This window comes from Novosphingobium resinovorum, assembly GCF_027922145.1.
GTDB classification, from domain to species: Bacteria; Pseudomonadota; Alphaproteobacteria; order Sphingomonadales; family Sphingomonadaceae; genus Novosphingobium; species Novosphingobium resinovorum.
Genome location: NZ_BSFC01000002.1, coordinates 268,618 through 281,929 on the forward strand (window position 1 = coordinate 268,618; position 13,312 = coordinate 281,929).

Consider the following 13,312-nt stretch of genomic DNA (forward strand, 5'->3'; position numbering starts at 1 on the left):
CCCTGGATTGCTTCGCTGCGCTCGCAATGACGAACCTGTGTGATCTTGACTCGCCGTTGGCGGACAGGCTCGACTACGCCGAAAGCCACTCACGCAGTGCCGCGTTCACCGCTTCCGGCCGCTCCATCGGCGCCATGTGGCCGCATTCGGGGATCGTCACCAAGGTCGCACCCGGCACGGCCTGCGCGATCGTGCGCGAATAGTGCGGCGGCGTGGTGCGGTCATCCTCGCCGACCAGCACCAGCGTCGGCACCGCGATCGCACCGAGGCCCGGCAGCGGATCGGCGCGGGCGATGATCGCGCCTTGCTGCCGTTCGAACGCCTCGATCCCGACGCGCATGGCCATCGCCACCACCGCATCGCCGATCGCCGGATCGGCCTGCGGATGGACCAGCAGGCCAAGGCTGCCGCGCAGAACTTTCTCGAAGCCGCGTTCCCGCGCGGTCCTGACGGCAGCGCGGCGGACGGCGGCATAGTCGGGCGCATCGGCCGTGGCGCTGGTGTCGAGCAGGGCGAGCCGCGTGACTCGCTCCGGCGCGCGGGCGATCACTTCCATCGCGACGTAGCCACCCATCGAGAACCCCGCGAGCGCGAAGGTATCGGGCGCATCGTCGAGCAGCCGCTCAGCCATGGCGGCGATCGAGCCGTCGCTGAGCGTATCGGCGACGGTCATGTCCGCCACGTCCGCCAGCGCGGCAGTCTGGGCGCGGAAGACCTCCGCGTCGCAAGTCAGGCCGGGGATGAGGACGAGTGGCTGGCGGCCCGAATTTACAGCGTTCACGCCACCTCTGCGGTCAGCGGCACCGCACCGAGGCTGTTCGGCCCGGCGCTGGTGATTGCGACGCGCACGATCTGGCCGACCTCTGCCTCTCCGGTGAAGTGGACCGACTGCAGCCACGGCGACTTGCCGAGCCACTGGCCGGCATGCTTGCCCTTGCGCTCCACCAGCACGTCGCAGGTCTTGCCGACCGTCGCGGCGTTGAACGCCAGCTGGTCACGGTTGAGTGCCGACTGCAGGCGCTGCAGCCGCTCGTCCATCACGGCGGCGGAGACCTGGTCGCCCATCGTCGCGGCAGGCGTACCGGGGCGGGGCGAATACTTGAAGCTGAAGCACTGCGCATAGCCGACCGCGTCGACCAGCCCCAGCGTATCCTCGAATTCGGCATCGGTCTCGCCGGGGAAGCCGACGATGAAGTCGCCCGACAGCGCGATGTCCGGCCGCACCGCGCGCACCCGGTCGAGAATCTTGAGGTAGCTCTCGACCGTGTGGCTGCGATTCATCGCCTTGAGCACGCGGTCGTTACCCGCCTGCACCGGCAGGTGGAGGAACGGCATCAGCTTGGCGTTCTCGCCGTGGGCGTCGATCAGGCCCTGCGTCATGTCGTTTGGGTGGCTGGTGGTGTAGCGGATGCGCGCCAGTTCCGGGATCGCCGCCAGTTCGCGCGCCAGCCCGTCGAGGCCGACTGTCTGCCCCTTGGCGTTCTCGCCGGTCCAGGCATTGACGTTCTGGCCGAGCAGCGTGATCTCGCGCGCGCCGGCCTCGACCAGCAGCTTCGCCTCGTCGATCAGCGCGGCATAAGGGCGCGAGACTTCGGCGCCGCGGGTATAGGGCACCACGCAATAGGTGCAGAACTTGTCGCAGCCTTCCTGCACGGTCAGGAACGCCGTGGGGCCGGACCGCTTGCGCCGGGGCAGGGCGTCGAACTTGGTCTCGGCGGGCATGTCGGTGTCGGTGACGCGCTCGCCCGCGCTGGCGGCGCGGACCATCTCGGGCAGGCGGTGATAGGCCTGCGGGCCGACAACCATCGTCACGGCGGGCGCGCGGGCCATGATCTCCTCGCCCTCGGCCTGCGCGACGCAGCCGGCGACGGCGATCATGGGTGACGATCCGTCCTCGCGGTCCCAGTTCTTCACGAGGCGGCCGATGTCGGAATAGACCTTCTCCGCCGCCTTCTCGCGGATGTGGCAGGTGTTGAGCACGACAAGGTCCGCCTCCTCGCCTTCCGGCGCGGCGGTGATGCCCTGTTCGGCGAGCAGTTCGGCCATGCGGTCGCCGTCATAGACGTTCATCTGGCAGCCGAAGCTCTTGACGCGGTAGGTCCGGGGAGTCGCAGTCGTTTGCATCGCGCGCCGTTAGCGCAAAAGGGTGGGTTTGGACAGGGGGACTGCCTTTTATCCTCCCTGTCGCGCAGCGATGGGGAGGTGGCAGCCCGCAGGGCTGACGGAGGGGTTCCTCCCCCTCCACCACTCGCTACGCGAGCGGTCCCCCTCCCCATTGCTTCGCAACAGGGAGGATACACAAGATGTGCAACGGCGCGCTTACGGCTCGCCCGCTTTCCTACAGACCGCCCGCTCCGATAGATTACTCCCATGCCCCGCCCGAACCTCCACGGCCGCACAAGGTTACACCGCAAGGTGACACATCCCCCTCACAAGGTGACACATTCCCCGCAAAATGTGTCACCTTACCCCCGCAAGGTGACACTTTCCGGCCCAAGGTGACACCTTTCCCCTCTGGACCGTGTCAACGGTGTAAACCTGTCACCTTGCAGCGCCCTGTTTCCCTTCTTCCATACTTGGGCTATCCGCGCGCGTCATGAGCACTACGCAGACCCTTTACGCCGCCTTCGCAGGCCACCTTTCCGCCGCGCTCGATGCGCTGGAAGCAGCGGGCACGCTGCCGGGCGGCCTCAAGCGAGGCGCGATCACGGTCGAGCCGCCGCGCGATCCCTCGCACGGCGACCTCTCGACCAACGCCGCGATGGTGCTGGCCAAGCCCGCCGGCCTGAAGCCGCGCGATCTGGCCGAGGCGCTGGTGGCGGAGCTGTCGAAGCTCGATTCGGTGACGTCTGCCGAGATCGCAGGGCCGGGCTTCATCAACCTGCGCCTCTCTTCCGCCACGTGGCTGGCCGAACTGCGCGCGATCGCCGATCTCGGCGTGGATTACGGTCGCTCGACGATGGGCGGCGGGACCACGGTGAACGTCGAATACGTCTCGGCCAACCCGACCGGGCCGATGCACATGGGCCACTGCCGCGGCGCGGTCGTCGGCGATGCGCTGGCGACGCTGCTGGAGTTCGCGGGCCACAAGGTCACCAAGGAATACTACGTCAACGATGCCGGCGGACAGGTGCAGGTGCTCGCCCGCTCGGCGCACGTGCGCTACCGCGAGGCGCTCGGGCACGACGTCGGCGCGATCCCCGAGGGGCTCTATCCGGGCGAATACCTGGTGCCGGTAGGCCAGCAGCTCGCCGCCGAGTTCGGCGAGACGTACGCTGCCGCACCCGAGTCGGAATGGCTGGCGCTGTTCCAGAAGAAGGCCGTCGCCGCGATGCTGGTGATGATCAAGGACGACCTCGCGCTCCTCGGCATCCACCACGACCTGTTCTCTTCGGAGGCCGAACTGCAGGCATCGGGCAAGCCCGACGAGGCCGAAGCCTGGCTGCGCGCCAAGGGCCTCGTCTACGACGGCGTGCTCGAAGCGCCCAAGGGCAAGACGCTGGAGGACTGGGAAGCGGTCGAACTGCCGCTGTTCAAGTCCACCGCGTTCGGCGACGATCAGGACCGCCCTATCAAGAAGTCGGACGGCACCTGGACGTACTTCGGTGCCGACCTCGCCTATCACTTCCAGAAGGCCCAGAGCGCTGACGCCCTCGTCGATATCTGGGGTGCGGACCACGCGGGCACCGTCAAGCGCATCAAGGCCGCGGTGGCCGCCATGACCGGCGCCGATGGCGAGCCGACCCCGTTCGAGATCAAGCTGGTCCAGATGGTCCAGCTGCTTCGCGACGGCGAGCCGGTGAAGATGTCCAAGCGTTCGGGCAACTTCGTCACGCTGGCCGAAGTCGTCACCGAAGTGGGCAAGGACGTGGTGCGCTTCACCATGCTGACCCGCAAGCCCGAGGCGCAGATGGACTTCGACTTCGCCAAGGTCGTCGAGGCCAGCAAGGACAACCCCGTCTTCTACGTCCAGTACGCCAATGCCCGCGTCCACTCGACGCTGCGCAAGGGACTGGCCGAGGGTGGCTTCACTCCCTCGGGCGAGCACGTCGAACTGCTGGGCGACGAGGAACTGGAACTGGTCAAGCTGGCCGCGCAGTTCCCCCGCATCGTCGAGGCGGCCGCTGCCGCCCGCGAGCCGCACCGCATCGCCTTCTACCTCGGCGACGTCGCAGCAGCGTTCCATGGCTACTGGAACCTCGGCAACGACAGGGTGGAAAAGCGGTTTGTTAACGCGCAGGATGCAAAGCTGACGGGTGCGCGGCTTTTCCTGGCGGCGCAGATCGGGCAACTTGTCCGCAACGGCCTGGCTCTGCTCGGGGTCGAGGCGGTGGAGGAAATGTGATCCATGGCAGGCGCTGACGACGGCTATTTCCCGAAACCGGAGAAGAAGAACCCGGTGTTCGGTTCGGGCAAACAGGGCAGCCCCTACTTCGAGGAGGACGGCGATGCCTCCGCCTCGGCCGCGTTCGGCGCCACCGCGCAGCAGTTGCAGCTGGAGGAGGACGTGCGCCTCCCCTGGCTGGAAGGCGACGACGAGGGTTATGAGGAAGAGCGCTCCGGCATCGGGCAGGGCGTGCTGCTGGGCGCGCTCGGCCTCGTCGCGCTGGTGGTCATCGGCGGCGGCGTGGTCTGGGCGATCAAGAGCCGTCCCGAGCAACCGCTGGTCGCAGACGGCGGCGTGATCGCCGCGCCCAAGGCCCCCTACAAGGTCAAGCCCGACAATCCCGGCGGCGAAGTCGTCGAGGGCACCGGCGACACCAGCTTCGCGGTGGCCGAGGGTCAGTCACGCCCGGTCCAGATCGACAAGAGCGACGATACGCCCGCGCCGGGCTTCCGCACGACTGCCGAGCCTGCCGAAGCCAAGCCGACCGACAAAGCTTCCGCGGCCGCTCCGGTGGTCAGCGGTGTCGGTGTGCAGGTCGGCGCCTATGCCTCTAAGGAGGCGGCGGAGGCCGGGTGGAACACGCTCAAGACGCAGTACGAACCGCTCGGCAGCATGAGTCACCGCGTGGTTCAGGGCAAGGCGGACATCGGCACCGTCTATCGCCTACAGGCCGTCTCCGGCGACGGCGCGGCGGCACGGGCCTTGTGCTCGGGCATGAAGGCCGCAGGGATGAGCTGCCAGGTCAAGAACTGATTGCTCGTCGTCCCGGCGCAGGCCGGGACCGCTGGCCGGGACCAACCCACCTTGCGGCGCGCGCAGCGAGTTCGCGCCTAAAGACCGCCACCGGTCCCGGATCAGGTCCGGGACGACGGATGGTTTTTTACGCCCCCTCCGAAGCCTCCGGCGCCGGTTCCTCAGCCGGCGCGGTCGGCGCGAGCGGGCTCGGCTGATCGACCGAGTGGCCGGTCGAATCCTGCAGCCGGTTCGGCTCCAGCATCGCCGTCGTCTCGAGCAGGTCGAGCGCCTTCTGCGCGGCTTCGTAGCGGCGCGCATCGGCGATCCAGTTATCGGCCGCTTCGGCGCCGGGAAGCCGCTCGACCTCGCCGATGGCCGAATCGATGCGCTTGGCGGTTAGCATCAGGCGGGCGCGTTCGATGCGGGCGGTTGGATTGGCGAGCGCGGCCGAATCGCGGCGTACCACGAAGAGCGAGGTGATCTCCTGCCGCGTCCGCTCCCACAGGCTGCGGTTGGCGGTGCTGACCGTCAGTTCCGGCGACAGCGCTTCCAGCCGGGCGCTCAGCGCGTCGATGGTGACCGGGTTGGCGGCGAAGTCCACCAGCGTCTGCACCGCGCGCGGCTGGGCGTTCATGAAGCGCAGGCGCAGCTGGTCCGCAAGATAGCCGAGCGGCTCGCCGCGATCGACCATGCGGCGGGCGGCGAAGGCGATCAGCAGGCCCTCGGCGCGCCCGGCGTTGCCGGCGGCGGCGCTGGTCTGAAGGTCGATGCGCGACATGCGATCCTCGATCATCGCAAGGCGCCCCTCGACGGTGGCGATCTGCGACATCTGGGCGGCGGGCGGCGCAGGCCTGGGGCCGGGTTCGGGTGCCGCCGTCAGCGTCGCGGTGTTCGCGGCGTCGAGCAGGGTCGGCAGGTAGCCGCGCGTCGCCAGCCAGGCGACGAGCCCGGCGCCGATCACGAAGGCGATGAGCGCGACGAACAGCGTCATGCCCGCCGAGCGGCGCTGCGGAGGAACGCCGGGAGGGGCGGAAGGGATGTCCTGCATCAAGTCCTTGTCGTCGCGGTTGCTGTCCGTGGGCCGGTGTCTTGGCACATCTGCTGCGCCAAGGCCAGCAATGCGGCGTCGTCAGGCCGGGCGGCGCTGCGCACTTGCGCCCAGCCTTCCCCGGCGCGCGCGGCGACCCTCGGGCCGATCGCGGCGAGGCGGATGCGCGAGCGCGGGATAGCGGCCTCGTCGCAGACCTGTGCGAAGCGCGCGGCCGCCTCGCCCGAGTGGAACAGGGCGAGCACGGGGTCGGCCAATGCCTCGATCAGCGCGGGCGGGGTGGGCAGGGCCTCGCTGGCGTAGACCTCGCGCGTGAAGATCGTGACGTCCTCGGGCACGTCGAGCGTGGTGCGCTCCCGCCCGGCGAGGCGCAGCAGGCGGTGGTGTCCGGGCTGGAGCACGCCGAGCAGGTTCTGCAGTCCGCCATGGCCGGTGGCGGCGACCTCCATTCCGGCTTCACGCGCGGCCTGTGCGGTGGTTTCGCCGACGCAGTAGGCGGGCAGGCCGCGATAGGCCGCAATCTGAGGTCCACCATGGCGCAGGGCATTGGCGCTGCCGAGCAGGAGCGCGTCGACGGCGTCACGTGGGGCGGGCTCCCATACGAGGGGGCGCACTGCGAACAGCGGGAAGGCCAGTGCCTCCAGCCCGCGTTCACGCGCTGCTGCCAGCGTGGCCAAGGCACCGGGCTCGGGGCGGAGGATCAGGATCATCGCCTTCGTCGTCCCGGACTTGATCCGGGACCGCTGGCAGTCTTTAGCCGCGAACTCGCCGCGCGCGCTGCAAGGTGGGCGGGTCCCGGCCACCGGTCCCGGATCAAGTCCGGGACGACGAAAGGCTCACGCTCCGGCAAAATGCACCGTGATGGCGGGAACCGCGCGGGCGAGCAGGTCGGCGGCGAGGCGCCCCGGACCTTCCGCGTCGTCGGCGGGAAAGCGGGCCTCACCCGTAACGTGCTCGGCGCCATCGGGGCTGTAGAGCGCAGCGCGCATGACGAGGTGCGCGTCCTCATTGCGGGTCAGCACCGCGATCGGGCTGTGGCAGTTGCCGCCGAGGCCCGCCAGCAGCGCCCGTTCGGCGAGCACTTGCGCGCGGCTGGGCGCGTCGTCCACGGCAGCGAGGAAGGCGCGGGTGCGTTCGTCGTCGGCGCGGCACTCGATCATGATCGCGGCCTGCGCCGGGGCGGGCAGCCAGTCCTCGGCGTCGAGGGGGTGGCCGGTGCCGGTCTCGCCCAGCCGCACGAGGCCCGCCCGCGCCAGGAACGTCGCGTCGGCCTCCCCCGCCGCCAGCTTGGCGAGGCGGGTGGCGACGTTGCCGCGGAAGGTCACCACCTTGCAGTCCGGCCGGGCGTGGAGCAGCTGCGCGGCGCGGCGCGGCGCGCTGGTGCCGACGACGGCCCCCGGTGGCAGCGCGGCGATGCTCTCCGCGCCGACCAGCACATCGCGCACGTCCTCACGCGGGAGGATGGCGCCGATCGTGAAGGCCCCGGGGCGGATCGTCTCGACGTCCTTGGCCGAGTGGACCGCGAAGTCGATCTCGCCGCTCGCCAGCCAGGCGTCGAGTTCCTTGGTCCACAGCGCCTTGCCGCCGATTTCGGCGAGCGCGCGGTCCTGGATGCGATCGCCGCTGGCGGTAACGGCCACGATCTCTATATGCGCCGGATCGATTCCGTGCGCCTGGGCGAGCCGGTCTCGCGCCTCATGGGCCTGCGCCATCGCCAGCGGCGAACGGCGTGTGCCCAATTTGTAACGCTCAGGGCGGAAGGTCTGGTCTTGTTTATCGTTGGTCATCGGCGGCTTGTGCTACCGGGCATTGTCGTTCAGGGGAAGGCCGGATGAGCATAGTTCTCGGCATTGAATCCTCGTGCGACGAGACGGCGGCGGCGCTGGTCACCGACGACAGGGTGATCCTCGCCCAGCGCATCGCCTCGCAGGACGAAGAGCACCGCCCTTTCGGCGGCGTCGTGCCCGAGATCGCCGCGCGCGCCCATGCCGAGCGGCTTGCCCCGCTGATCGAGGCGACGCTGGCCGATGCCGGGATGACGCTCGATCAGGTGGACGCGATCGCCGCGACCGCCGGGCCGGGGCTGATCGGCGGGGTCATGGTCGGTCTCGTCACCGCCAAGGCGCTGGCGATGGCCACCGACAAGCCGCTGATCGCGGTCAACCATCTCGAAGGGCATGCCCTGTCGCCGCGCCTCGCCGATGCCAGCCTCGCCTATCCCTACCTGCTGCTGCTCGTCTCGGGCGGGCACTGCCAGATTCTGCTGGTCGAGGACGTGGGCCAGTTCCGCCGCCTCGGCACAACCATCGACGACGCGCTGGGCGAGGCTTTCGACAAGTCCGCCAAGGTCCTCGGCCTCGGCTATCCCGGCGGCCCGGCGCTGGAGCGGCTTGCGCTTCAGGGCGATGCGAAGAAAGTGCCGCTGCCGCGCCCGCTCAAGGGTTCGGCCGAGCCGCACTTCTCCTTCGCCGGGCTCAAGAGCGCGGTGCTGCGGGCGAAGCAGTCGGGCGAGTACACCGATGCCGACATCGCCGCCTCGTTCCAGCAGGCCGCGATCGACTGCCTGATCGACCGCACCCGCCGGGCGCTCGCCAAGTGCGGGCCGGTGAACGCGCTCGTCGTCGCGGGCGGCGTCGCGGCGAACAAGGCGATCCGCAGTGCGCTGGAAGCGCTGGCGGCAAGCCATTTGCTGCCTTTCATCGCACCGCCGCTTAGCCTGTGTACGGACAATGCGGCGATGATCGCCTGGGCCGGTGTGGAGCGGTTCGAACGCGGGCAGTCCGACCCGCTCGACGTGGCGGCGCGCCCGCGCTGGCCGCTCGATCCGGAGGCCGAGGCGGTACGCGGTGCGGGAGTGAAGGCATGAGCGCGAAGATCGGCGTCATTGGTGCAGGCGCATGGGGCACGGCGCTGGCGCAGGCATTCGCCAGCGATGGCAGCGACGTGCTGCTCTGGGCGCGCGAGACCGAACTGGTCGAGGAGATCAACCGCGACCGCCGCAACGGCCTCTACCTGCCGAGCGCCGCGCTGGCGTCCACCATCCGCGCCACCAGCGACCTGGGCGAATTCGCCGCACTTCCGGCGCTGCTGGTGGTCGTGCCCGCTCAGTTCGTCGCCTCGGTGATTGCGGGCCTACCTGCAGGCGACCGGGATCTCGTGCTCTGCGCCAAGGGTATCGAGGCCGGAACCGGCCGCCTGATGGCCGACGTCGCCGCGAGCGCCTGCGCGCCCGAGCGACTGGCGGTGCTCTCCGGGCCCACGTTTGCGCACGAAGTCGCCGCCGGGCTGCCGACCGCCGTGACGCTCGCCTGCGGTGGCGGGCGTGCGCAGTGGGACCGGCTGGCGCCGCTGCTCGCCCGCCCGGCGCTGCGGCCTTATTATTCCGATGACGTCGTCGGCGCCGAGATCGGCGGTGCGGTCAAGAACGTGCTCGCCATTGCCTGCGGTGTGGTCGAGGGTTTGAACCTCGGCCAGAACGCCCGCGCGGCGCTGATCGCGCGCGGCTATGCCGAAATGCTGCGCTTCGGGCTGGCGAGAGGCGCCCGCGCGGAGACGCTGTCGGGCCTGTGCGGTCTTGGCGATCTGGTGCTGACCTGCTCCTCCACCTCCAGCCGCAACTTCTCGCTCGGTCTCGCGCTGGGCAAGGGGCTGACCGCCGCCGAGGCGCTGTCAGGCAAGAACAGCGTGGCCGAAGGCGCGGCGACCGCGCCGGTGCTCGCCGACCTCGCCCGCCGTGACGGCATCCAGATGCCCATCGTCGAAGCGGTCGAGCGGCTGCTGAAGGGCGAGGCTCCGGCGAGCGCGGTCGTGAGCGATCTCCTGTCGCGCCCGCTGCGCGACGAGCAGGAGCCTGCTTCTTGAGTACGCCCTACGGCGATCCCGCCCACGCACCGCAAGGCGACAAGGAGCGCGACGACATCGCCGCTCTCGCCAAGGGCGGGCGCACCAACCTGTTCGGATTCTTCCTGCGGCTCGCCGCGCGCATCCCGTTCCTGTTCATCGCCGGGCGCGCCGCGTCCTACGGACCGGCCGCGCTGGGCCGCTTCGCCTCGGCGCTGGTGCTGATCGAGCTGACCTCGATGCTCTGCACGATGGGCGAGAAGCGCGGGCTGGCGCAGCGGCTGTCAGAGACGGAGGGGCAGGTGCGGCCTGCCAACGTGATCGCCGACGGTTCGATCCTCGCGATCATCGCCAGTTGCACAGCCGCCCTGCTTTTCTGGTTCGTGCCGGGCGTGCTGTTCCCGGGTGGCCATTACACGCAGATCGACCGCTTGATGGTGATCGCGCTGCCGCCCTTCACGATGACCGAGATCTGGCTGGCCGCGCTCGCCTATCGTCTGCGGGTGACGCCGACGGTGTGGTCGCGCGCGATCGTGGAGCCGTGGACGATCTCGATCATGGCGGGCGCGATGATCTGGCTGGCGCCCGAGAGCGGGCTGTCCATCGCCTATATCGCCTCGATCTATGCCGCCGCGCTGACGGCGGCGATCCCGTTCTTCCGCGAATACGGCCTGCCGCGCGGGTGGAAGCCCCGGCCCGGTGCAATGCGCAAGCTGGCCTTGCGCTCGCTGCCGATCGCATTGGCCGACGCGATCGAGTGGGGCACCCGGCGCGTCGACATCTTCCTGCTTGGCTTTCTTGCCCCGGCTTCGGCGGTCGGCGTCTATTACGCGGCGCAGCAGGTCGCGAGCCTGCCGCAGAAGCTCAAGACCAGCTTCGAGCCGGTGCTCGGCCCGGTGATCACGCGCAACCTGAAGGAAAAGGACTATGCCGCGATCGCCCGGCAGGTCTGTCAGGTGGGCTTCTGGATCACCGCCTCGCAAGCCGGGATCGCACTGGCGCTGGGCATTCCCGGCAACGGCGTGATGGGCCTCGTCGGACGCGAGTTCGTCGGCGGCACCGGGGCGCTGGCCTTTCTGCTCGCAGCCGAGGTCGTCGCCGCCACCGCCGTGGTGAGCGAGGCGGCGCTGATCTACGTCGCGCGGCTGCGCAACTTGTGGGTCTCGATCGGGACCATCGCGCTGCAGGCGGCGCTGACGCTCTTCGGCATCCTGCTGATGCAGCGGCTCGGCTTCAATCCGCTGTTCCAGGCCGCCGCTGCCGCCTGCGCGCTGATGCTGGCGCTGGGGCTGTCCTCGATCGTCAAGTCGGTGATGCTGGCGCGCATCCTGAAGGAACCGATCAACAACTGGCGCTGGGCGCTGGTCTGGGCGGCTTTGCCGGCCGTCGTCATCGGTTTCCTCGCGGTGCGCTTCCTGCCCGAGTGGGCGGCGCTGGCCTTCGGAATCCCGGCGATCCTGGGTTCCTACTTCCTCGTTATCTGGAAGAAGGCGTTCGGGCCTGAGGACCGGCGGCTGTTCCAGAAGGCGAAGAAGGTCGAAACTCCGCTTGGCGAGCAACTGCCCGGCTGACAGCCCGGCTTCGGTTCTCTAGGTTGCCCCTCCATGACGCCGAACCACTTTCGTCATTGCGAGCGTAGCGAAGCAATCCAGAGCGGCTCAGAACGGCCTTGGATTGCTTCGCTACGCTCGCAATGACGATTCAATTTCAAGCCATCTTGCTCTAGGCTGCCCTCATGAATCCCCGCCGCGCATCGCTGATCGTCGCCGGAGCCGCGCTGTGCCTGGTCATGTCCTTCGCCGTCACCCGGGCGCGGGGGCTTGCGTTCATCGGCGACCTCGACCGGCAGGCTTCGGCCGCGCGCGATGCTGTGGGCGGGAAGGGCGTGACGCTGAATTTCCGCGACCGCTACGGCTGGCTGACCCGCCACCCGGTGCTCTCCGGCGGCAGGGACCTTTCGCCCGAGACGCGCAAGGCTGTCGCCGCCGCCATCGCTGCGGTGCCGGGGATCGCGGGGGTGAGTTGGGCGCGGGACGGCGACGATCGCAGCGTCTTGGCCCACTGCCAGGACGACGTCGAGCGCATCCTCGAAACCCGTACCATCCGTTTCGGCGAGGCCAGCACGCGCCTCGAACCGTCGAGCGAGCGGCTGCTGGGCGAAGTGGCGCGCTCGCTGCGGCCTTGCGTGGGCAGCATCATCGCGGTGACCGGGCATACCGACGCCTCGGGCAACCAGAAGGTCAATGTCGCGCTCTCGCAGGCGCGGGCGGAGGCGGTGCGCTCGGCCCTCATCGCGCGGGGGATTCCGGCGACGAATCTGCGCGCGGCAGGCCTCGGCTCGGCGCGGCCGGTGGAAGGGCTGGACCCGCTCGACCCGGCCAATCGGCGCATCGAGTTCTCGGTGCTCTATACCGCGCCGGTCAAGCCGACGCCGATCGATACGCCGGGGCCTGAATGATGGACTTGAGGGACTAGGAAAGGACGCTGCCTTGCCGCTATGGCTGGAAATGGCCGTCTCGGTGCTGCTGTCCTACGGGATCGGTTTCGGCATCGGCGCCGCAATATGGAATCGCAGGAAGGTGAACTGACGTGCTGGAAATGGTTCAGGCGAACTGGCTGGTCTTCATCGTCGCGCTGCTCGTGGGCATCGTGGTGGCCTACTGGGTCTTCATCCACGGCTCGAAGCCGGCGCGGCGCGAGCATCGCCCCGACGTGCTCGACGAGGGCGCGGCGCCCGCGCAGCGCAACCAGGCGCTGATAGACGACGCGCCGCCCGCCTCGCAGTACCACATCGACCCGCCGGCGATGGCCGGGACGATGGCGGGCATCGGCGAGGTCATCGCCGTCGCCGCGCAGGAAGAGGCCGACGAGGCGCGCCACAACGATGCGGCGCACGAGCCCCCGCAGACCATCGCCGCCGAGCCCGATCCGACGCCCGCTCCTCCGGCCCCGCCGGTCGTGGAGACGGCTGAGGGTGAAGTCGCGGCGGACGACCTGCGCAAGATCAAGGGCCTCGGCCCCAAGATGCTGACATTGCTCCATGCGCTGGGCGTAACGAGCTATGCGCAGATCGCGGCATGGAGCGATGCGGACCTCGACGAACTCGACACCAAACTGGGCGCCTTCGCGGGCCGCCCGCGCCGCGACAGCTGGGTAGAGCAGGCACGGCTGCTGTCGAGCGGCGATACCGGCGCTTACGAGGCGCAGTTCGGGAAGCTCTGAGTATTTTCTGCAAATCCGCCACAGGCGGATTTGGCGGCACCGGCCCACGCCCCCACCCGACCTCCCACGAGCGTACCATA

At 69.4% G+C, this 13,312-nt stretch carries 12 protein-coding genes; 7 read left to right on the forward strand and 5 right to left on the reverse strand.

The features are described from left to right. Positions 1 to 73: 73 nt before the first annotated feature. Together PKE80_RS01455 and miaB are read right to left on the reverse strand one after the other, a co-directional pair. Entirely contained in the window at positions 74 to 781 is a 708-nt protein-coding gene (locus tag PKE80_RS01455) for an alpha/beta fold hydrolase (protein WP_271180962.1), read from the reverse strand. Continuing rightward, complete coding sequence (gene miaB / locus PKE80_RS01460) at positions 778 to 2,124, reverse strand: tRNA (N6-isopentenyl adenosine(37)-C2)-methylthiotransferase MiaB (RefSeq protein WP_271180963.1); 1,347 nt, start codon at positions 2,122 to 2,124, stop codon at positions 778 to 780. The genes PKE80_RS01455 and miaB overlap by 4 nt, the downstream gene beginning before the upstream one ends. A gap of 472 nt (positions 2,125 to 2,596) precedes the next feature. Between miaB and argS the strand changes: the two genes are divergently transcribed. Further along, on the forward strand, positions 2,597 to 4,345 hold the full coding sequence (gene argS, locus PKE80_RS01465) for an arginine--tRNA ligase (protein WP_271180964.1): 1,749 nt from the start codon (positions 2,597 to 2,599) through the stop codon (positions 4,343 to 4,345). Between the two features lie 3 nt (positions 4,346 to 4,348). Then, positions 4,349 to 5,140, forward strand: a complete 792-nt coding sequence (locus tag PKE80_RS01470; protein ID WP_271180965.1) for an SPOR domain-containing protein — start codon at positions 4,349 to 4,351, stop codon at positions 5,138 to 5,140. Positions 5,141 to 5,267: 127 nt separating this feature from the next. On the opposite strand, the gene PKE80_RS01475 is transcribed toward PKE80_RS01470, so the two are convergent. From PKE80_RS01475 to hemC, 3 genes are all read right to left on the reverse strand, one after another. Then, the gene (locus tag PKE80_RS01475; protein ID WP_008830275.1) at positions 5,268 to 6,170 is read right to left on the reverse strand and encodes a hypothetical protein; all 903 of its coding nucleotides are present in this window, start codon (positions 6,168 to 6,170) and stop codon (positions 5,268 to 5,270) included. Further along, positions 6,170 to 6,880 carry a uroporphyrinogen-III synthase gene (locus PKE80_RS01480; protein WP_211149656.1) on the reverse strand — a complete coding sequence of 237 codons (711 nt, stop codon included), beginning with the start codon at positions 6,878 to 6,880 and terminating at the stop codon, positions 6,170 to 6,172. The genes PKE80_RS01475 and PKE80_RS01480 overlap by 1 nt, the downstream gene beginning before the upstream one ends. A 126-nt stretch (positions 6,881 to 7,006) precedes the next feature. Next, positions 7,007 to 7,957: a hydroxymethylbilane synthase gene (gene hemC, locus PKE80_RS01485; RefSeq protein WP_271180966.1), complete on the reverse strand. Its 951-nt coding sequence runs from the start codon at positions 7,955 to 7,957 to the stop codon at positions 7,007 to 7,009. A 44-nt stretch (positions 7,958 to 8,001) separates the two neighbouring features. Between hemC and tsaD the strand changes: the two genes are divergently transcribed. From tsaD to PKE80_RS01510, 5 genes are all read left to right on the forward strand, one after another. Beyond that, positions 8,002 to 9,036: a tRNA (adenosine(37)-N6)-threonylcarbamoyltransferase complex transferase subunit TsaD gene (gene tsaD / locus PKE80_RS01490; protein WP_271180967.1), complete on the forward strand. Its 1,035-nt coding sequence runs from the start codon at positions 8,002 to 8,004 to the stop codon at positions 9,034 to 9,036. After that, positions 9,033 to 10,031 (forward strand): NAD(P)H-dependent glycerol-3-phosphate dehydrogenase, encoded by a 999-nt coding sequence (locus tag PKE80_RS01495; RefSeq protein ID WP_271180968.1) that lies wholly within the window; start codon positions 9,033 to 9,035, stop codon positions 10,029 to 10,031. Before tsaD ends, PKE80_RS01495 begins: the two co-directional genes overlap by 4 nt. Then, on the forward strand, positions 10,028 to 11,581 hold the full coding sequence (locus tag PKE80_RS01500; RefSeq protein ID WP_271180969.1) for a lipopolysaccharide biosynthesis protein: 1,554 nt from the start codon (positions 10,028 to 10,030) through the stop codon (positions 11,579 to 11,581). The genes PKE80_RS01495 and PKE80_RS01500 overlap by 4 nt, the downstream gene beginning before the upstream one ends. A gap of 164 nt (positions 11,582 to 11,745) precedes the next feature. Next, complete coding sequence (locus tag PKE80_RS01505) at positions 11,746 to 12,468, forward strand: OmpA family protein (RefSeq protein ID WP_271180970.1); 723 nt, start codon at positions 11,746 to 11,748, stop codon at positions 12,466 to 12,468. Positions 12,469 to 12,608: 140 nt separating this feature from the next. Then, positions 12,609 to 13,232 carry a helix-hairpin-helix domain-containing protein gene (locus PKE80_RS01510; RefSeq protein WP_271180981.1) on the forward strand — a complete coding sequence of 208 codons (624 nt, stop codon included), beginning with the start codon at positions 12,609 to 12,611 and terminating at the stop codon, positions 13,230 to 13,232. The last annotated feature ends 80 nt before the right edge of the window (positions 13,233 to 13,312 follow it).

Excerpts from the sequence above, each read along its gene's own strand:
- miaB (WP_271180963.1), bottom strand. The coding sequence starts at position 2,124 with ATGCAAACGACTGCGACTCCCCGGACCTACCGCGTCAAGAGCTTCGGC.
- argS (WP_271180964.1), top strand. The coding sequence starts at position 2,597 with ATGAGCACTACGCAGACCCTTTACGCCGCCTTCGCAGGCCACCTTTCC.
- PKE80_RS01470 (WP_271180965.1), top strand. The coding sequence starts at position 4,349 with ATGGCAGGCGCTGACGACGGCTATTTCCCGAAACCGGAGAAGAAGAAC.
- PKE80_RS01475 (WP_008830275.1), bottom strand. The coding sequence starts at position 6,170 with ATGCAGGACATCCCTTCCGCCCCTCCCGGCGTTCCTCCGCAGCGCCGC.
- PKE80_RS01480 (WP_211149656.1), bottom strand. The coding sequence starts at position 6,880 with ATGATCCTGATCCTCCGCCCCGAGCCCGGTGCCTTGGCCACGCTGGCA.
- hemC (WP_271180966.1), bottom strand. The coding sequence starts at position 7,957 with ATGACCAACGATAAACAAGACCAGACCTTCCGCCCTGAGCGTTACAAA.
- tsaD (WP_271180967.1), top strand. The coding sequence starts at position 8,002 with ATGAGCATAGTTCTCGGCATTGAATCCTCGTGCGACGAGACGGCGGCG.
- PKE80_RS01495 (WP_271180968.1), top strand. The coding sequence starts at position 9,033 with ATGAGCGCGAAGATCGGCGTCATTGGTGCAGGCGCATGGGGCACGGCG.
- PKE80_RS01505 (WP_271180970.1), top strand. The coding sequence starts at position 11,746 with ATGAATCCCCGCCGCGCATCGCTGATCGTCGCCGGAGCCGCGCTGTGC.
- PKE80_RS01510 (WP_271180981.1), top strand. The coding sequence starts at position 12,609 with ATGGTTCAGGCGAACTGGCTGGTCTTCATCGTCGCGCTGCTCGTGGGC.